Source organism: Chryseotalea sp. WA131a, assembly GCA_025370075.1.
Classification (GTDB): domain Bacteria; phylum Bacteroidota; class Bacteroidia; order Cytophagales; family Cyclobacteriaceae; genus ELB16-189.
Genome location: CP073016.1, coordinates 3,653,247 through 3,672,356, shown reverse-complemented (window position 1 = coordinate 3,672,356; position 19,110 = coordinate 3,653,247). Strand labels below are relative to the sequence as shown.

At 42.1% G+C, this 19,110-nt stretch carries 15 protein-coding genes; 7 read left to right on the top strand and 8 right to left on the bottom strand.

The window, feature by feature from the left end:
• Positions 1–78: 78 nt before the first annotated feature.
• The 4 genes from KA713_16910 to KA713_16895 form a co-directional block, all read right to left on the bottom strand.
• Positions 79–1,254 (bottom strand): acetyl-CoA C-acyltransferase, encoded by a 1,176-nt coding sequence (locus KA713_16910; GenBank protein ID UXE66118.1) that lies wholly within the window; start codon positions 1,252–1,254, stop codon positions 79–81.
• A gap of 62 nt (positions 1,255–1,316) precedes the next feature.
• A complete protein-coding gene (locus KA713_16905; protein ID UXE66117.1) occupies positions 1,317–1,712 on the bottom strand; it encodes a four helix bundle protein in 396 nt (131 codons plus the stop codon).
• A gap of 109 nt (positions 1,713–1,821) precedes the next feature.
• Positions 1,822–4,221, bottom strand: coding sequence for a 3-hydroxyacyl-CoA dehydrogenase/enoyl-CoA hydratase family protein (locus tag KA713_16900; GenBank protein UXE66116.1), 2,400 nt, complete (start codon positions 4,219–4,221; stop codon positions 1,822–1,824).
• A gap of 17 nt (positions 4,222–4,238) precedes the next feature.
• Positions 4,239–4,688, bottom strand: a complete 450-nt coding sequence (locus KA713_16895) for a MarR family transcriptional regulator (GenBank protein UXE66115.1) — start codon at positions 4,686–4,688, stop codon at positions 4,239–4,241.
• A gap of 125 nt (positions 4,689–4,813) precedes the next feature.
• Here KA713_16895 and KA713_16890 point away from each other — a divergent pair, with 125 nt between their 5' ends.
• The 3 genes from KA713_16890 to KA713_16880 all read left to right on the top strand — a co-directional run bounded on the left by KA713_16890 (position 4,814) and on the right by KA713_16880 (position 10,209).
• On the top strand, positions 4,814–7,318 hold the full coding sequence (locus KA713_16890; protein UXE66114.1) for a T9SS type A sorting domain-containing protein: 2,505 nt from the start codon (positions 4,814–4,816) through the stop codon (positions 7,316–7,318).
• 97 nt (positions 7,319–7,415) lie between these two features.
• Complete coding sequence (locus KA713_16885) at positions 7,416–9,761, top strand: penicillin acylase family protein (GenBank protein UXE69171.1); 2,346 nt, start codon at positions 7,416–7,418, stop codon at positions 9,759–9,761.
• Position 9,762: 1 nt separating this feature from the next.
• Positions 9,763–10,209, top strand: a complete 447-nt coding sequence (locus tag KA713_16880; GenBank protein ID UXE66113.1) for a DUF2214 family protein — start codon at positions 9,763–9,765, stop codon at positions 10,207–10,209.
• Positions 10,210–10,260: 51 nt separating this feature from the next.
• Here the strand turns inward: KA713_16880 and KA713_16875 are convergent, their stop codons facing one another.
• A complete protein-coding gene (locus tag KA713_16875; GenBank protein UXE66112.1) occupies positions 10,261–11,118 on the bottom strand; it encodes a hypothetical protein in 858 nt (285 codons plus the stop codon).
• A gap of 333 nt (positions 11,119–11,451) precedes the next feature.
• Here KA713_16875 and KA713_16870 point away from each other — a divergent pair, with 333 nt between their 5' ends.
• The 4 genes from KA713_16870 to KA713_16855 all read left to right on the top strand — a co-directional run bounded on the left by KA713_16870 (position 11,452) and on the right by KA713_16855 (position 16,678).
• Entirely contained in the window at positions 11,452–12,981 is a 1,530-nt protein-coding gene (locus tag KA713_16870; protein ID UXE66111.1) for a 2,3-bisphosphoglycerate-independent phosphoglycerate mutase, read from the top strand.
• Positions 12,982–12,999: 18 nt separating this feature from the next.
• Entirely contained in the window at positions 13,000–13,590 is a 591-nt protein-coding gene (locus KA713_16865) for a hypothetical protein (protein ID UXE66110.1), read from the top strand.
• Positions 13,591–13,592: 2 nt separating this feature from the next.
• Positions 13,593–15,380, top strand: a complete 1,788-nt coding sequence (locus KA713_16860; protein ID UXE66109.1) for an ATP-binding cassette domain-containing protein — start codon at positions 13,593–13,595, stop codon at positions 15,378–15,380.
• A gap of 278 nt (positions 15,381–15,658) precedes the next feature.
• The gene (locus KA713_16855) at positions 15,659–16,678 is read left to right on the top strand and encodes a TerC/Alx family metal homeostasis membrane protein (GenBank protein UXE69170.1); all 1,020 of its coding nucleotides are present in this window, start codon (positions 15,659–15,661) and stop codon (positions 16,676–16,678) included.
• 333 nt (positions 16,679–17,011) lie between these two features.
• On the opposite strand, the gene purE is transcribed toward KA713_16855, so the two are convergent.
• Genes purE through KA713_16840 form a run of 3 tightly spaced genes read right to left on the bottom strand, consistent with a single transcriptional unit; the run spans position 17,012 to position 19,093 of the window.
• Complete coding sequence (purE, locus tag KA713_16850) at positions 17,012–17,524, bottom strand: 5-(carboxyamino)imidazole ribonucleotide mutase (GenBank protein UXE66108.1); 513 nt, start codon at positions 17,522–17,524, stop codon at positions 17,012–17,014.
• On the bottom strand, positions 17,521–18,651 hold the full coding sequence (locus tag KA713_16845) for a 5-(carboxyamino)imidazole ribonucleotide synthase (protein UXE66107.1): 1,131 nt from the start codon (positions 18,649–18,651) through the stop codon (positions 17,521–17,523). Before KA713_16845 ends, purE begins: the two co-directional genes overlap by 4 nt.
• Before the next feature lie 34 nt (positions 18,652–18,685).
• A complete protein-coding gene (locus KA713_16840) occupies positions 18,686–19,093 on the bottom strand; it encodes a GxxExxY protein (GenBank protein UXE66106.1) in 408 nt (135 codons plus the stop codon).
• Positions 19,094–19,110: the final 17 nt, after the last annotated feature.

Below are 19,110 nucleotides of genomic sequence, written 5' to 3'. Positions count from 1 at the left end.
ACTTTATCTTGATAAGTCGGCAGTGGGTAGTAACCAGTTGGCAGTCAGAATTCCTGCAGACTGCTTACTGCCAACTTTTTAATTCAATAACTCATAAATCCCCGCCACCCCTTGTCCTCCGCCAACACAAGCCGTTACCATTCCATACTTTTTGTTTTGTCTGCGAAGTTCATTAAACAATTGTACGGAAAGACGCGCGCCCGATGAACCGAGTGGATGCCCAACGGCTATCGCTCCACCGTTTACATTTAGCTTGGTTCTATCAATACCCAACTCTTTAACTACCGCCAATGATTGTGCCGCGAACGCCTCGTTCAATTCAATCAAATCAATATCATTGAGTTTTAGGCCTGCGTTTTTCAACGCTTTTGGAATTGCGGCCACGGGGCCAATGCCCATGATCCGTGGGTCAACACCGGCTGTTGCGTAGCTTACCATTCGTGCGATAGGCTTCACGTTGAGTTGTTTCACCATTCGCTCGCTCATCACCATCACAAACGCAGCACCGTCTGATGTTTGTGAAGAGTTACCTGCGGTGACAGAACCGCCTACCGCAAATACGGGTTTTAATTTCGATAAACCTTCTACGGTAGTTTCAGCGCGGATACCCTCATCGATTTGCACTACAAACTCACGGGTTTTCTTTTTCATGTTTTCATCTACGTAGGTTTCTTTTACGGTGATGGGTACTACTTCGTCTTTGAATTTTCCGGCCTTCCAAGCGGCAGCCGCTTTCATGTGCGACTCGTACGAAAACTGATCTTGCTCTTCGCGAGAAATTTTGAATTGCTTCGATACTTCTTCTGCCGTCAAACCCATGCTGGTATAGTAGGTGGGGTTCTCGGTTGCGATTTTATAATTCAACGCTGTTTTGAAACCCATCACCGGGACCAGTGACATCGACTCGGTTCCGCCCGCTATAATGATATCGGCTTGCCCTGCGTGGATGCGCTGACTTGCAATTGCAATGGTCTCCACGCCCGAGCCGCAGTATCGATTCACCACCATGCCCGGCACATCAAGGCCCAATGCTAATAATGCGATGATACGCCCCATCTGCATGCCTTGGTCTGCTTCTGGCACCGCATTGCCCACAATGAGGTCATCAATCATTTTATTTTCAACGCCCGGTACTGACTTTACTAGATGTTTAATCACATCAGCAGCAAGGTCGTCAGGTCGAGTGAATCTAAACCCGCCTTTTTTTGCTTTTCCGACTCCTGTGCGAAATCCTGAAACAATGTATGCATCCATATTTCTGTATTTAAAGTTGGCAGTAGGCAGACGGCAGTAGGCAGTCTGGAGCTACTATTAAGTTATGTTACTGCTTTTAATTTTTCTTTTGGTAAAAATTTCTCAGGGTGTTCAATCATCGTATTGAGCATCCTCCCTATTTCCTCTGCGATTTGCTCAAGCTCATCAAACTCGGCCTGAGATATAAATTCACTTGCTAACGAAAATTCCAACCAAACAATTGTCTCGCTGTTCTCTCCATCCGCATCCGAACATTTATTTACGAAGTAGGCTTGGTATTGTCGTTTACGATAAGCATCGGCAACGCACGAGCAAACAGAACGAGATGACCGCCTGATTTGGTCAACCAAAGAATACGTCTCGCTTTTTGGGAAATTTTTCGTGATTTGAAAAATCCTAATCGCAAGCGCAAATGCCTTTTGATAAACGATCAGACTTCTATATCCTTTACTTTTCATTCTGTTCTATCTAGCCTGCCAACTGATTACTTGTCACTATCTTTCCTATTGCATCTATTGGCAATTTACTCATGCATTACCCTGCCGACTGTAAACTGCCGACTGCCTACTAGTTTCTCAATGGTTTTCCCCCAGTCAAAATACTCTGAATCCGTTCTAGGGTCTTTTTCTCTCCACATAGAGAAACAAATGCTTCACGCTCCAAGTCCAACAAATATTGCTCGGTTACTTCTTGCGGATAGCTCAAATCACCACCGCACATCACGTTCGCAATCTTCATCGCAATCTTCATGTCGTGGTCGCTGATGTAGCGCCCCATCTTCATGCCAGTTACACCTGCGGCAAACAACGCCATGCCCGTACGACCTTGCACTTTGATGTTCTTTGCTTGTGGTGCCATCGTATACCCCGCATCGGCCAATTCAATCACCGCAGCCTTCGCATCTAAAATCTGACGGTCTTTATTTACAGAGATTCTGTCTTTGGCGCGCAGCACGCCCATCTCTCTTGCTTCTTCTGCGCTTAACGCCACTTTTGCTGTCGCGATGTTCATAAATGCATTTTGAAGTTCGTTCAACTCCACATCTCCTTCTTGCAAGGCATCGCTTACGCGTTTGGTGAATTCTTTGGTGCCACCTCCACCAGGGATTAGCCCCACTCCTACTTCTACCAAACCGATATAGGTTTCGGCTGCAGCTTGCACCAAGTCAGCGTGCATGGTCATCTCGCAACCACCGCCCAACGTTCTGCTTTGCGGACACACTACTACCGGAACTCCTGAATAGCGGATGCGCATCACAGAATTTTGGAATGCACGAACCATGAAATCCAACTCATCATACTCTTGCTCGATGGCGTACATAAACACCATTCCTAAATTGGCACCCAACGAGAAGTCTGCGCCTTGATGGCCAATCACCAAGCCACGATAACTTTTCTCTGCTAAGTCGATCGCTTTGTTAAGCCCTTCTACCACCGCACTACCTAGCGTATAACTCTTACTGTGCCATGCGAAGTTGATAACACCATCGCCCAAGTCAGTAACTTTTGAGTCGGCATTTTTCCACACCACTTTGTCGCTCAGATTTTCTAAAATAATAAACGCCTCTTTGCTGTTGATTACTTTGTAGGACTTGCTTGGAATATCATAATACTTGCGCTGACCACCCTCTACTTTATAGAATGTTTTGTTGCCAGCGGCAATCATATCATACACCCATGCTGCTGGTTTGTAGCCAGCTGCTTCCATGGCTTGCACGGTTTTTTCTGCGCCTACGGCATCCCATGTTTCGAATGGCCCAAGTTCCCAACCAAAGCCAGCACACACAGCATCATCAATGCGGTACAACTCATCACTAATTTCTGGAATGCGATTCGAAGCATACTGAAACAATCCATAAAAACAATCGCGGTAAAAATCGCCCGCTTTGTCTTTGCCCGCTAGCAACACCTTAAATCGATCTTTCAGGTTGTCGATGGTCTTGGTCGTTTCAAGCGTTGCGAATTTTGCCTTTGCTTTTGGCTTGTATTCTAATGTCTTTAAATCGAGCGTTAAAATTTCTGATTTGCCATCCGCACTTTTTGCTTTCTTATAAAAACCTTGACCTGTTTTATCTCCGAGCCATTTGTTCTGCTCCAGCTTGGTCACCACTTCGGGTAACTTAAACATATCGCGGCCTTCATCGTTGGGCAAGCCAGCATACAGATTGTTGGCCACTTTCACGAGCGTATCCAAGCCTACCACATCGGATGTTCTAAAGGTTGCTGACTTCGGCCTTCCAATAACGGGACCTGTCAACTTATCAATTTCATCCACATTCAAATCGTATTTGCGCATGGAATCGATTACCTTCAATAAACCCCACACACCTACTCGATTGCCAATGAAGGCAGGCGTATCTTTACACAACACCGATGTTTTGCCCAAATACAAATCACCATAATGCAATAAGAATTTGGTGATTTCTGGGTCGGTGTGTGGCGTGGGTATTACTTCAAATAATTTTAAGTAACGAGGCGGATTGAAAAAGTGCGTACCTGCAAAATGCTTTTTGAAATCTTCACTGCGGCCTTCGGCCATTAAATGAATGGGAATTCCCGAAGTGTTAGAAGTAATGAGCGTGCCAGGGGTTCTGTACTTCTCTACTTGCTCGTAAACTTTCTTTTTAATGTCGAGGTTTTCCACCACCACTTCAATAATCCAATCTACGTTTTTGATTTTTTGCAAATCATCCTCAAAGTTGCCAAGCGTAATGCGCTGCAAAAACTTCTTACTATAAATCGGCCCAGGGCTCGATTTGATGCACTTGTCGAACGAGCTTTGCACAATGCGGTTTTTCACCAACTTATTGTCAAGCGCAAGGCCTTTGGCCTTTTCTTCTTCAGTCAATTCTTTCGGAGCAATGTCAAGTAGCATGACTTCACAACCAATGTTAGCAAAGTGGCAGGCAATGGAAGAACCCATTACGCCTGAGCCGAGGACAGCCATTTTTTTGATGGAACGATTCATATAATTAGTTAACAGTTCTAGGTTAATTGTTTCTCGTAAACACTACTGCGTTCAATAACGTTGTTTATGTCTTGCACCACTTCAAAAAACACATTCAATTTTTGGTTTGAAATCTCATCGCGAACAGCTTCGTTAAAGCGTAGCACGGTCTCGCGCGATTTCTCTTTCATCTTCTTCCCTTCTTTAGTAAGCAAAACTCTTACGGAACGCTTGTCATTTTTGTCTACCTGCCGAATTATCAAGCCCTTCTCCTCCATTGAGTTTAACAGGCGGGTCAAGCTTCTGGGTTCTAATCCCATCATCGGCCCAATTTTCATGGCGGGTGTACCTTCCTCGGAAGAGATGTTCAACAAAGCATAACCAATTGACATAGTTCCCTCAAACTTCAACGCCTGCTGATTGTACATGCGCGCGATGGCATGCCAGGCGGTTTTGATGTGGTAGTCAACGGTCTCTTCTTTCTTCATACGGTGCAAACGGTTACGAAGGTATATGAAATTTAGTATGCATGCATACTATTTTTGAAAAAATATTTCTTCTCATTAATTATTCAAAGGAGAAGTATTACATTAAAGTAAAATTTCAATCAAATATGGAAAAACTACTTATTTCCTTTTTCTTTTTCTTAGGTTTAACTGTGAGCGCTCAGAACACAGAATTTTGGGGCATGACGAGTTCTGGAGGTGTTAACAATAGAGGGGTGATTTTTAAAACTGATGGGCAGGGAAGCAATTTGGAAGTGCAGCATAATTTCACGGTCAATGCCAATCATTTTGGTTCCGAACCTGGGCGAACGCATCTGGTGCAGGCCAACGATGGTATGCTTTACGGAATGACCTATTTGGGTGGCATCAGTAATTCTGGGGTTCTGTTCCAATATGATCCGGGTAGTTCCATCATCACCAAAAAAGTAGATTTTACGGGACAATCCAACGGAGCTTATCCGTATGGTTCTTTATTATTGGCAAGTGATGGATTGCTCTATGGCATGACCCGTGAGGGGGGAGCCAAAAATAAGGGCGTACTTTTCCAATACAATCCAACTACTGGCATTTTCTCTAAAAAAATAGAATTCGATCAGGAAACCATTGGATCCTTCCCACTAGGTTCTTTAATTCAAGGTAGCGATGGTAAGTTGTATGGACTGACCGTTGGAGGCGGGGTCAACAACCAAGGGGTTTTGTTTCAATATGATTTCATTACCAACAGCCTGAGTAAAAAAATAGATTTTAAGGATCAAGTAAATGGGGCTTACCCTCAAAGCTCTTTGGTGCTGGCAAATAATGGCAAGATGTATGGAATGACTCCTTATGGGGGGATTAATGGTTCGGGGTTAATATTTGAATATGACTTAAATTCCAATACTTTAACTAAGAAGATAGATTTTTATCAAGTGATGACTCAAGGTAATCCCTTGGGTTCACTTACTCTTGTGCCCAATGGCGATTTGTATGGAATGGTTCAGAACAGCGGTATAGGGAATTTTGGTGTTATTTTCAAATACAACCCAACCACCAACACATTTACAAAAAAACTAGATTTAACTTTTGAAAATGGATATGATCCCCAAGGTTCATTTATTCTAGCAAATGATGGTCATCTATATGCAACTACTACGCAAGGAGGGGTAAATAATCTTGGCGTTCTATTTAAATATGATTTTACAAATGGAGTATTTACCAAGAAATTTGATTTTACGGAAGTTAACGGAAGCAATCCGTTAGGTACTTTGATGCAATCCAAAGATGGTAAAATTTATGGACTTGCTCAATCTGGTGGAAGTGGGGGTGCTGGGGTACTTTTCGAGTATGACATCGTACAAAATCTTTATTCAAAAAGGGTGAATTTTGAAGGTGTCTTGAATGGGGCCAACCCTTTCGGTTCACTTACTCAAGCTAATAACGGAAAATTTTATGGTTTTACTACCTCTGGAGGTACAAAGAATCTAGGTGTTATCTTTGAGTATGACCCTATTGCAAGTCTTTACTCCAAGAAAGTTGATTTCACTAAAGATAATGGTGCGAGGCCTTACGGTTCATTGGCAAAAGCTAATGACGGTACATTATACGGTGTCACTTTTTTAGGTGGGGCTAACAATTTAGGTGTATTGTTTAAGTACGATCCAGTAGCCAATTCCTACACTAAAAAACTTGATTTTGCTGGCACTGAAAATGGAGCAAATCCCGAGGGTTCTCTGATTGCAGCTTCGGATGGAAATCTCTATGGTGTCACTACTAGTGGTGGAATCAATTCCGCAGGAGTTCTGTTCCAATATAACCCAACTACCAACCAGTACAATAAAAAGTATGATTTTACTACTTCTCTTGGGTATTCTGCTCGGCAATCACTTTTGCAAACTCGTGACGGTAACCTTTTCGGGTTAACCGATTTTGGAGGTACAAATTCTAAGGGCACGTTATTTCAATATGATTTAAGCGCAAATGTGTTTTCAGTAAGATTTAGCTTTGATAATTCAACGAGTGGATATTTCACGAGCGGCTCGTTGATTCAAGGCAATGATGACAAACTATATGGTATGATGTCAAGAGGCGGAGCAAACCAAAATGGAGTCTTGTTTCAGTACAACCCAACATCAAATTTGTATGTAAAAAAAATAGATTTTTCTTATGTTGACGGTGCTTACCCATTGGGGTCACTGATGCAGGCAAGCGATGGAAAACTTTACGGTATGACTAGCGAAGGCGGATCGGATGGACTAGGTATTTTATTTCAATTTGATCCAGTTACGAATTTGTATGCAAAAAAAATCGACTTTTCGCGATCCAATGGAGCTTACCCAAGATCTACTCTCATTGAAATATCAAATGTAAACACATCTATTGGAGAGGGCCTGTCAACTACTTCTGAATTAACAATTACACCTAATCCGGTGGAATCAGTTTTTGAGATAATAGGTCTGCAAGACGATGTTCGAGGATATGAATTTTTTGATTTAACTGGGCGCGTTGTAAAGGGCTTGTTAGAAAAGAAAGCGGATATTCACATAGCACAAGTTCAACAGTTTCAGCAAGGCATATATCTTTTACGGATTGAGGCAGGCGGAAAGGTTTACCAGATTAAATTTTTGAAAAATTAATAAATCACTTTTAATATCCGCATATCCATATTTTGTGATCTCCCCATTTTTACACGTCAATTTTTTTTTATGCTTTGTTTTTGTCAGTACAAAAGTAATTGGCCAAACAAAACAAACCATTCAGTTAGCAGGTTTGCGCCAACCCGTGGAGGTAATCCGAGATGAAAATGGGATAAACCATATCTACGCCCAAAATGAGCATGACTTATTTTTTGCCCAAGGCTATTGTGCGGCCAAAGACCGCCTATTCCAGTTCGAAATGTGGCGAAGACAGGCAACCGGGACACTGGCCGAAATAGTGGGGCCTCGTGAGCTAAAGCGAGACCAAGGAGCTAGGCTATTCAAGTTCCGAGGCGATTTGAAAAAAGAGCTGGCACATTACCATCCGCGAGGCGAGCAGATTGTGACTGCCTTTACTGACGGCATTAATGCCTACATCAGTGAGGTAAATAAAAATCCAAAAGCGCTTCCGCTTGAATTTAAATTGCTCGGAATAACACCTGGTAAATGGACGCCTGAAATTATTGTTTCGCGCCACCAAGGGCTGCTGGGCAATTTGCCCGATGAATTGACCTATGGAAAAGCAGTGTCTCTGATTGGCGAACAAAAATTAAAAGAGATACAAAACTTTGAACCGGGTGAACCTAATTTAACAATTGATAAAGCCATTGACGCAACCACACTTTTTAACAACGTAACCGAACTGTACGATGCCTTTCGCAAGCCTATCACTTTTATGCCGCAAGATTTAGTGTCGGCACAAAACAAAAAAGTTAAAAAGGTAAAGCCAGCCGTGAATGGCGATGACTATACCTACCGATATGAAAACGACCGGCAAATTATTGGAAGCAACAACTGGATTGTAAGCGGAAAATTATCTGCTAGCGGAAATCCGCTATTAGCCAATGACCCACACCGCGCCATTGCTGTTCCCTCGCTTCGTTACATGGTTCATTTAAATGCACCGGGCTGGAACGTGGTGGGTGGTGGAGAACCAACCATTCCGGGCGTGTCGATTGGTCACAACGATTTTGGTGCATGGGGGCTTACCGTTTTTGCCATTGATGGTGAAGACTTATACATGTACGAACTCAACCCCACTAATCCACTTCAATACAAATACAATGGAGGATGGGAAACGATGCGTGTGATACGCGACACCCTTCGCGCCAAAGGTGTTTCACCCACATTTGTTGAACATAAATATACACGACATGGCCCCGTCACTTTTTTAGACGAAAAAAATCATGTAGCCTTTGCCGTGCGGTGTGCCTGGATGGAAGTGGGCGGTGCGCCCTATATGGCCAGCTTGCGCATCGACCAAGCTACGTCATTACAAGAATTTAAATCGGCAGTGAGTTATAGCCACATTCCTGGTGAGAACATGATTTGGGCAGATAAAAAAGGAAACATTGCTTGGCAAGCGGCAGGTATTGCACCGATTCGAAAAAATTGGAGTGGGCTTGTGCCAGTGCCGGGCGATGGGCGATATGAATGGAGCGGTTATCTCCCGATTGATTCTCTTCCGCATGTTCTAAATCCTTCCAAGGGATTTTGGGCAACAGCTAACGAAAATTTAATTCCTGAAAATTACCAGTATCGCGATGCCGTGGGTTGGAATTGGGCCGACCCTTTTAGAGTTCAGCGCATCAACGAAGTCTTGAGCGGCAAAACGAAATTTTCCCTTGATGACATGAGGAAACTGCAAGTCGACTATGTCTCACTGCCGGCTAGAAAACTAATTCCGCTACTGAAACCCATTCTGATGACAAATAAAAGTATGGATGAAGCGAAACAAATTTTATTGAAATGGAATTTTGTCCTCGAAAAAAATTCCGTGGAAGCAACCATCTACACAGCTTGGGAAAGGCAATTGATTGAAAATGTATCGAAGCAGATGATACCTGCCCAAGTAAAAGACCTTATCAAAACCATTCCGCTAAGCAAAACCATATTGATATTGACTGATTCATCTAAGGTAGGTGTTGATCAACGAAATCAATTGTTGACTGTTTCGTTAGAAGAAGCATTGGCAAAACTAACCCAAAAGCTAGGAACCGATAGAGCCAAATGGCAATATGGGCAAACCGCGAATCACCATGTGTGGATAAAACATCCGCTTAGCAATGTAGTAGATGATGCCACACGAAAAAAGTTTGAGGTGGGGCCAATGCCTCGAGGTGGAAATGGTTCAACCCCCGGCATGACCACTAATCTCGATAATCAATTGGCAGGCGCTACTTTTAGGATGGTGGTGGATGTGGGCGATTGGGATGGTGCATATTTTACCAACAGTCCGGGCCAAAGTGGCGAAGTGGGAAATCCTTTTTACAAAAATTTATTTGAGCGTTGGGCAAACGACATCCATTTTCCAGTTTACTTTAGCAAACCGAAAATTGAACAATCGGCATCCGCCTTTACCGTTTTAAAACCACACAAATAATATGACCCTCAAAATCTTTCTTCGCTACCTTCACTTCATTAGCATTTTTGCAATTGTTGGTTCGCTTGTGTCGGAACATTTATTGTTACAAAAAGAAATGACGCGCACCCAATTGAGTCGGTTGGCAAAAATTGATGCCGTGTATGGTATTGCCGCCATTACTTTGCTAGTAGCAGGGCTTACGCTTTGGTTAGGCGAGATTGGCAAGCCTGCTTATTTCTACAGCAAGAATTGGATTTTCCATACCAAAATCAGCTTGTTTGTGGTAATCGGTTTGCTTTCCATCTACCCTACTGTTTTCTTTTTGAAAAGCCGAAAAGGAAATCCAGATGAAAAAGTGAAGATTCCATCTGCTGTGTTTAAGATGCTGCGGATGGAATTACTGTTACTGTTAATTATCCCGCTATTGGCGGGATTGATGGCAAGAGGGGTTGGCTATTTTGGGTAACGATATGTTGATGGGCAACTGGTCGCTTAGGCTTTTCATACCAACAAATTTCTAATTTTTTAACTGCCTAATAAGCTTAGCTGCTTGTCCCATCCAGTTATCGCGTGCAATTCTATCAGGGAATGATTTTAACTTAGTATTTACTTGGTCAACCATTTCGGGCGAAAGTTCTGTAATTTGCTCAAAAGTATAAATCCCCAATTTATTAAGTTTCTTTTCAATCTTTGGGCCAATACCGACTATCAACTTTAAATCATCTTTTTGCAGTTTTTCTTTTTGCGCTGATTTTTCAGGAACGCTTGCCAGCGATGATGTAGCTGATTTTGTGGAGTGTATTTGAGCCAGTTCGTTGGTCAATTCTTGATTTTTTTGAATCGCCTCTTTCAATTGCATTTCAAGTTGCCTGAACTGCATCGTAATTCTCCCCAACTCCAAATCGGCCAATTGCATTTTGGGCCGCAGGTTTTGAAGCTCTTCTTTTTTTGATTGTATGTCTTGCTGATAGCTGGCCAACTCCGATTTCAAGCGCTCGTTTTCGTGGCTGGCGGCAGCTAAATCATCCCGAAAGGTATTCTTAGCTCGAGCAAATGTGTCCTCGGTCTGTTCTATCTGTGCCAATAATTCTTGCTCGCGCTCGCTAATCTGGTTATTCGCTTGATTAAAGTTTTGAATAGCGGCTTTCATCTCGTCAATGGATGTTTGTCGCAAAAACCAGGCAATGCCAAAGCCAATGAACACAGTAACAAGGAGTATGGTAATAATTTCAATAATGCCCTTGGTGGTTTCGTGTGGCTGAAAATGAGCAAGGTCTGCTTGTAAGCCTTTGATGCCAAACAAGTACCATTGCGAGGCCACTATGCACCATATCGCAAACAAGCCAATTAAGACATAAGTAATTTTTGCTTTCATCGGGTAAGAATTATTGTAAAATGGTCAGGTAAGCCCACCAAAAGCGCACGAATCGCATATTATCATGATTCATATGTGTCTGACTTGTTATTGGCGACTTCATGCTTTCGCTTTTGAACTGGTGAAGCTACAAAAAAAGAATCCGACTGTGCAACTTCAAAATCGTTTACAACTACAATGTATCGACCACACCTGTTTGCTATGGATACTACTTCGGTAGTTACTTATTACTAGAAATACAAACGGCTAAGGCATTTTATACTATTATGTGTGAACCAACCTACGTAGTACACTGTAACAACACTATATTTGAGGCCGATTCAAAAACTCCTTATGAACAAAAAAGTGCTACTGATGATTTTGGATGGGTGGGGCATCGCCAAAAACCCAAAAGTTTCGGCTATCGACAATGCCCAAACACCTTACATCAATTCGTTGTACAAAAAATATCCTCACAGCAAACTTGAGGCTTCTGGTTTGGCCGTGGGGCTGCCGGCCGGGCAGATGGGCAACTCCGAAGTGGGCCATATGAATATCGGTGCCGGGCGCGTGGTGTACCAAGATTTGGTGCGCATTAACAAAGCAGTGGAAGAAAAAGAACTGGACGAAAATCAAACTTTGCTAAACGCTTTTGCTTACGCAAAAACAAATAATAAATCGGTTCACTTCATCGGGCTGGTAAGCGATGGCGGAGTGCACTCCCACCTCGAGCATTTGAAAGGCCTTTGCACCATCGCGCACAACCATAAATTAAAAAATGTTTTCGTTCATGCCTTTATGGATGGCCGAGATACTGACCCCAAAGGCGGATTTAATTACTTAACGGATTTGCAAAATCATCTTACCAAAACCACGGGCAAGTTGGCTAGCGTTGTGGGCCGCTATTTTGCCATGGATCGTGATAAGCGATGGGAGCGTGTGAAACTCGCCTACGATTTGATGGTGCATGGCACTGGCGAAAAATCAACAGACTTATTGGCTTCCATCAAAAAATCGTACGATGCTGGGGTGACCGATGAGTTTATCAAGCCGATTGTCAGTGTAGATGCAAATGGCAATCCGTTAACCACTATTCAAGAAGGCGATGTGGTGCTATGTTTCAACTTCCGCACCGACCGAGGGCGGGAAATAACGATGGCGTTGACGCAACAAGATTATCCCGAGCAGGGAATGAAAAAATTAAAACTTTATTACGTTACGCTCACGAACTACGATGATTCGTTCAACGATGTAAACGTTATTTTTGATAAAGATAATTTAGTGAACACGCTGGGCGAGATTGTTTCGAAGGCTGGTAAAAAACAAATCCGCATTGCCGAAACAGAAAAATATCCGCATGTAACCTTTTTCTTTTCAGGCGGGCGCGAAGAGGCCTTTACAGGCGAATCGCGCATCATGTGTCCGTCACCCAAAGTGGCTACTTACGATTTGCAACCCGAAATGAGTGCTCGCGACATTCGCGATAAAATCATTCCGGAGCTAGAGAAAAAAGAAGCTGATTTTATTTGTTTGAATTTTGCGAACCCCGACATGGTAGGCCACACGGGTGTATTTGAAGCAGCCGTAAAAGCATGCGAAACCGTTGACCAGTGCAATGAGGCGGTAACGGAAGTGGCGAGAAAGAATGGTTACACCATAATCATTATTGCAGACCATGGCAATGCCGACATTATGATTAATGAAGATGGCACACCCAACACGGCACACACCACCAACTTGGTGCCTTGCATCTTGGTGAATGATTCAAAAACCTATTCAAAAATAGGGGATGGAAAATTGGGCGACTTGGCTCCTACCATTCTTACCATAATGGGAGTGCCCATTCCAAAAGAAATGACGGGAAAAGTATTGGTGACGAACTAAATCATCAGCAAACAATAGATGACGATAAAAAATATTCTTCCGTTAGCGTTCCTTTTTTCGCTTTCAGCTTGCAACCGCTCCAATTTAACTTACAATAAACCCCATTTCGATTTTGATAGCTTGGTTACCCACCAACTAAAATGGCTTAGTCCATTGGGTGATTCTATCAAAAAAATAGCTGTCATGGATGGAAAGCAGGATGCCTCGGCATTTCAAGCTACGGAAGAAGCATTGCGGCACGAGTTAGATGTTTTTCAACAATTGGACGTCATCAATAAACCAATTTTCAAAAAAGCATTTTTGATTTCTGATGAAGAAGATACCAAGAGCAATCTGAAAGTCCGGCTGTATCAATTCAATCAACAATCAAACATCAAATCGCCCGTAGATTTTGTTCGTTTTTATTATTTAAATGATATCCACCATCTCAAAAAGATTGAATCGGTCTATCAAGAAGAAAATGCACTTTACTTCACCAAACGAAACCTGACAGTGGAATTTGAAGAAAAGGCAGACAGGTCGATGTTGAAGAGATACTCCATCTCGGGTGTGCAAAAAATGATTTTGAATGATTCGGTGAAGTTTACGATTAGCGGTACTATTTTCTAAGCATGGCAAAACGAAATTTTTTAGAGGAGGGAGAAAAACGCCCTGTAAATAAAGAGGGATTCAAACGATTGGCGGGCATCTTTAAATTTATGCTGCCCTATCGGTGGATGTTTGCATTTGGATTGGTAGCGTTAGGGCTATCCAGCGGGATATTGTTATCATTCCCCTACTTCGCGGGGCAAATGTTGGACGTAGCACAAGGCAAAAAGAGCTTCATTTTCACCACCGTCAACCAGATTGGCATTACGCTGATGAGCATCTTGGTTATTCAAAGCGTATTCTCTTTCATTCGTGTTTACACTTTCACGCAAGTGAGCGAGCGCACGTTGGCGGATTTGAGGCAAGCAGTCTATTCAAAAATAATTTGGTTGCCCATGTCATTTTTTGACAGCCGCAGAGTGGGCGAACTTACCAGCCGCTTGACCTCAGATGTAGGCACGCTGCAAGATGTTTTCACTTTTACGTTGGCCGAGTTGCTTCGTCAGATTTTGATTTTAGTGATTGGCATTCCATTGATTTTCTTTCTCACGCCTAAGCTGGCATTGTTCATGTTGCTAACGTTTCCGGTGTTGGTGATAGCCGCGTTGGTTTTTGGAAAGTTCATCCGCAAAATGTCAAAGAAGTCGCAAGACCAGTTGGCACAATCCAATGTGATTGTGGAAGAAACGCTTCAATCTATTGCTGTGGTAAAAGCGTTTACCAATGAATTATTTGAAATTGTTCGCTATAAAAAATCGTTGAGTGATGTGGTCACCACTGCCATCCGCACAGCAAAGTACAGAGGATTGTTTATCTCGTTTACCATTTTGGCTTTCTTTGGTGGCATTGTGGCCGTGGGTTGGTATGGGGCTTACCTGCTTCAAAACGATATCATTACCGTGGGCGAATTGTTTTCGTTTATTTTTTATACCTCCTTCATTGGTGCCTCTATTGCCGGATTGGGCGATATTTACAGTCAACTGCAACGCTCTATTGGCGCATCAGAACGGATTTTGGAAATCTTAGATACCAAAGATGAGCAACCTTTGCCCAGTCAGTCACTCAAGTTGCAAGGAAACATCCGCTTTGAAAATGTTTCGTTTGAATATCCCTCGCGCACTGATTATCCTATTCTAAAGTCGATTTCAATTCACATTAAATCTGGAGAAAAAATAGCGTTAGTGGGAGCCAGTGGGGCGGGCAAATCCACCATCACCAGTTTGTTGATGCGCCTATATTCCATTCAACAGGGGTCTATAGAAGTAGATGGGCAACTTATTGAAGAGTACAATCTATCGGCCTACCGAAACAACATTGGTACTGTGCCACAAGAGGTTATTTTATTTGGCGGTACCATTCTGGAAAATATTGCCTACGGAAAACCAAATGCTACCGAAGCAGAGGTAATCGCGGCTGCACAAAAAGCCAATGCGTGGGAGTTTATCGATGGCTTTCCTGAAAAATTGAAAACGGTGGTTGGCGATAGGGGCATAAAACTTTCAGGAGGGCAACGCCAACGGGTGGCCATCGCCCGAGCTATTTTAAAGGACCCCGCCATTCTTATTTTGGATGAAGCCACCAGCTCACTGGATGCCAAATCAGAAAGATTGGTGCAGGATGCCCTTGAAAAACTGATGGAGAACAGAACTACCATTGTGATTGCACATCGCCTCAGCACCATCCGCAAGGTGGACCGGATACTGGTAATAAAGGATGGGCAAGTGGCCGAATCAGGTTCTCATCAACAACTTTCAGCCAATGAAACAGGGATTTATGCTAACTTACTAAGACTTCAACTAGAGATAAGTTAACAGGATTAAAGAATTAATCTTCACAGTATGCTTTCGCTTAAACATTTGATTTATAAAATTGATTTGGGAAATAGCCTTAAAAGTGCCCTTTAAGGGGATGGAAAATGTATTTTCTCCTTTCTTAAGATTCCTTTTTTCAATTGACTAAATCATAGCCGAGATACTTTAACATCTAAAATATATTCGTAGTTTTGAAAATTGATTCGACCCTAATACGTGTACAATCTCTTCAATTTGTATCTTTCTTACCTTCACAAAAGGCTTAATTTTAACAAATGATGGCATTTCTTTTATTTGGGAGAGAAATTTCTGAACAAACCGTTATTTATAGCATTTTTGGTCTGGTCATAGGCATTTTTTTATTAGTTGATTTAGGCTTCTTTAATAAAAGTGCCCACAAAATCACTACTAAATCAGCTCTCTATCAATCCATTTTTTGGGTAATAATCAGCACCTTATTCGGCTATGTCATTTATATAGATGGCCCTTACGAAGTGGAGGTGTCGGGACAAATCAAATCCATTTCTGGCCTCACGGCCACGGTGCAATATTTCACTGCTTACTTAACGGAGTACGCATTATCTGTTGATAATATCTTTGTCATTTTATTGATATTAAAATATTTTCAAGTAAAGGAGGAATTTTACCACCGAATACTTTTTTGGGGAATATTTGGAGCAGTTGTTTTTAGAGGAATCTTCATTTTTGTCGGTGCATACTTCATTGCCAAATGGCATTTTATTCTTTACATATTTGGGGTTTTCCTGATCTATTCAGGCATAAAAATATACTTTGAGGACAGTGATGAAAAGATCGACCCTGAGAAAAACCCAATTTTAAAGTTATGCCGCAAATACTTGCCTATCTCTAAAAATGACGAGGGCGGACAATTCTTGATTAAAGAAAACGGCAAGTACATGTTTACGCCACTTTTCTTGGTAATCATTTTGATCGAAACTACTGATTTAATCTTTGCGGTTGACTCCATACCCGCAGCCTTCGCCATTACGCAAAGTGAATTTTTGATTTACACGTCCAATATCTTTGCGGTAATGGGCTTACGCGCCATGTTCTTTTTGCTTTCGGGGATTATCGACAAGTTTTACTTATTGCAAAAAGGTCTTTCCATTATTCTATTTTTTATTGGGGCTAAGATGCTTTTGGAGATAATTGACATCGAACTTTCACCCGTTCTGTCCTTTTCCGTCATTATTGCTACCCTTACGCTATCAATCTTATTTTCAGTTTTGGTGCCGCGCAAAGACCAGCCTGAAGAATCAGAAGATGTTTCTGGTTAAGCAGGTCCTAATGATCCAGCACAAAGCCTTCTACTCCCGACATACTATTCTGCAAATCATCATCATAAAACGACAGGCACACACCTAGGCGGTTTGGGAATCCGTTTCATTTCCTTCTACTCTTTTATCGGCCCAAATAGAAACAATGGCCACTTCCAAAAAATACTTTCGTAGTATCCCCAAATTGTTGGTTGGCAAATTGATTTCTTCCTCTCAAATGCCTTTTTCAAAAAATGGTCAGAGCTTCCTTCTTTTTTCAGAAGAAAGATGAGGGCTTTGCAAGAAAAAATTCAACAGCTTTGATTCCGAGGGGTCTTCTTGTTTCCTACTGCATTACAACACATTCTTCCATCCCTTTTTTTCTATGACCTCAAACGATTCTTCAACCTTCTTTTTTAAACTCGTTTTAAACGCATCCAATCGATTGGCGGTTGCCTTGTCACTGCTTCCAACAATTTGAGCAGCTAAAATGCCGGCATTGCGGGCACCATTTAAGGCAACGGTAGCCACGGGCACACCTGATGGCATTTGCAGAATGGACAAAATAGAGTCCCAACCATCGATAGAGTTAGACGATTTGATGGGTACACCAATCACAGGCAATGAAGTTAACGATGCTACCATGCCGGGCAAGTGTGCTGCGCCACCTGCGCCTGCAATCACCACTTTCAATCCGCGTGAACGGGCTGAGGAAGCGTAATCAACCATGCGCTGTGGCGTGCGGTGCGCTGAAACTACTGTCAACTCAAAAGGGATTTTCATCTCTTCTAAAAATTCGGCAGCTTCTTTCATGATTTTTAAATCAGATTGACTGCCCATGATAATGCCAATAGTTGCTTTGCTCATGCGATTACTTTCAGGGTCTCTTTAACAAAGTTGGCTTTCTTTTTTAAACTTTCCACATCGGCATCTACAATTGTTACGTGCCCCATTTTTCGAAATGGTTTAGTGGTTTTTTTTCCATAAAGATGAACGTGTACACCTGAGATTTTCATAACCTCTTCCAAGCCTAGGTATTTTGCCTCTCCAGCGTAACCATCTTCACCCAAAAGATTGACCATGGCGCTTGGCTGAAGAATACGTGTATCACCCAGCGGCCAATTTAAAATGGCTCGCAACTGTTGTTCGTATTGAGAAGTTACATTTGCTTCAATAGTTTGATGACCACTGTTGTGCGGACGGGGGGCCATTTCGTTGACAAGTACTTTGCCATCTTTCGTTACAAACATTTCCACGGCCAACAACCCAACCATTTCTAGTTTTTGAATAATACCTCGGGCTAATTCATCTGCTTGCTTTGCGATGGCATTATTAATTTGTGCTGGTGAAAAAAGATATTCCACCAAATTAGCCTCGGGGTGAAACACCATCTCCACAGCAGGATAGGAAACCACATCACCCTTTTCATTACGGGCAACAATTACCGAAATCTCTTTTTCAAAATCGATTAGCTTCTCCAGCAGACTTGGTTTATCAAAAGCTTTTTCTAAATCCTTTTCGGTTCTTAGGATTTGAACGCCTCTACCGTCATAACCTTCCTTACCCAATTTATTGACAGCGGGCAAAAAACCGATTTGCTTCTTTACGTCTTCTTTGGTGTCAGTCAAAATATAATCTGCTGTGGCAAAGTTATTCTTTCGGTAAAACTCTTTTTGAGTCCGCTTGTCTTGGATAAGTTCAATTATCTCTGGCTGCGGATAAACCTTTTTCCCTTGGCGAACCAATTCCTTAAGCGCAGCAACGCTTACATTTTCAATTTCGATGGTAAGCAAATCCAACTCCTTTCCAAAATTTACAACGGTATTAAAATCGGTAAGCTTGCCATGTGTAAATGAAGAGAGTTTGCTGCAAGGCGCTTCGGCATCTGGGTCTAGCACTGAAAAATGAATATTAAAATCAATGGCTGATTGGATGAGCATGCGACCGAGCTGGCCGCCACCAAGGATTCCTATTTGTTTATTTTGATTGACCATAATTTAACCACATAGAAACATAGGCCACATAGAATCAATTAGCTAATTCTTTAAAATATTCATTTACGAAAGTGCGCTGACCTTCTTTGAAAAGGTTAAAACAATTAAAATTTATTAAAATGCCTTTTGGCTTTTTAAGTAACTTCATATAGGTAAGAAGTTGGGCTTCAAAAACAGGAACCATTAACTCCACAGATTTCAATTCTACAACTATTGAATCTTCTACCAAAAAATCACATCTTAAGTCAGCATCTATTTCTATACCCTTGTACTCAACAGGCACTAAGAATTCAGACCCATAGGATAGACCCCTCTCAAAAAATTCTTGTTTAAGGCACTTATGATAGACGCTTTCTAAAAGCCCTGGCCCAATAGACTTATGAACCTCAATTGCTGCCCCGATAATTTGATAAGTTAAGTCATCTAGGTATTTCTTTGTCATGATAGAAAAATCTATGT

Coding starts and splice junctions, on each gene's coding strand:
- purE (UXE66108.1), bottom strand. CDS start 17,524: ATGAGCAAAGCAACTATTGGCATTATCATGGGCAGTCAATCTGATTTA.
- KA713_16855 (UXE69170.1), top strand. CDS start 15,659: ATGGCATTTCTTTTATTTGGGAGAGAAATTTCTGAACAAACCGTTATT.
- KA713_16875 (UXE66112.1), bottom strand. CDS start 11,118: ATGAAAGCAAAAATTACTTATGTCTTAATTGGCTTGTTTGCGATATGG.
- KA713_16860 (UXE66109.1), top strand. CDS start 13,593: ATGGCAAAACGAAATTTTTTAGAGGAGGGAGAAAAACGCCCTGTAAAT.
- KA713_16865 (UXE66110.1), top strand. CDS start 13,000: ATGACGATAAAAAATATTCTTCCGTTAGCGTTCCTTTTTTCGCTTTCA.
- KA713_16840 (UXE66106.1), bottom strand. CDS start 19,093: ATGACAAAGAAATACCTAGATGACTTAACTTATCAAATTATCGGGGCA.
- KA713_16905 (UXE66117.1), bottom strand. CDS start 1,712: ATGAAAAGTAAAGGATATAGAAGTCTGATCGTTTATCAAAAGGCATTT.
- KA713_16890 (UXE66114.1), top strand. CDS start 4,814: ATGGAAAAACTACTTATTTCCTTTTTCTTTTTCTTAGGTTTAACTGTG.
- KA713_16900 (UXE66116.1), bottom strand. CDS start 4,221: ATGAATCGTTCCATCAAAAAAATGGCTGTCCTCGGCTCAGGCGTAATG.
- KA713_16870 (UXE66111.1), top strand. CDS start 11,452: ATGAACAAAAAAGTGCTACTGATGATTTTGGATGGGTGGGGCATCGCC.
- KA713_16895 (UXE66115.1), bottom strand. CDS start 4,688: ATGAAGAAAGAAGAGACCGTTGACTACCACATCAAAACCGCCTGGCAT.
- KA713_16845 (UXE66107.1), bottom strand. CDS start 18,651: ATGGTCAATCAAAATAAACAAATAGGAATCCTTGGTGGCGGCCAGCTC.
- KA713_16880 (UXE66113.1), top strand. CDS start 9,763: ATGACCCTCAAAATCTTTCTTCGCTACCTTCACTTCATTAGCATTTTT.
- KA713_16910 (UXE66118.1), bottom strand. CDS start 1,254: ATGGATGCATACATTGTTTCAGGATTTCGCACAGGAGTCGGAAAAGCA.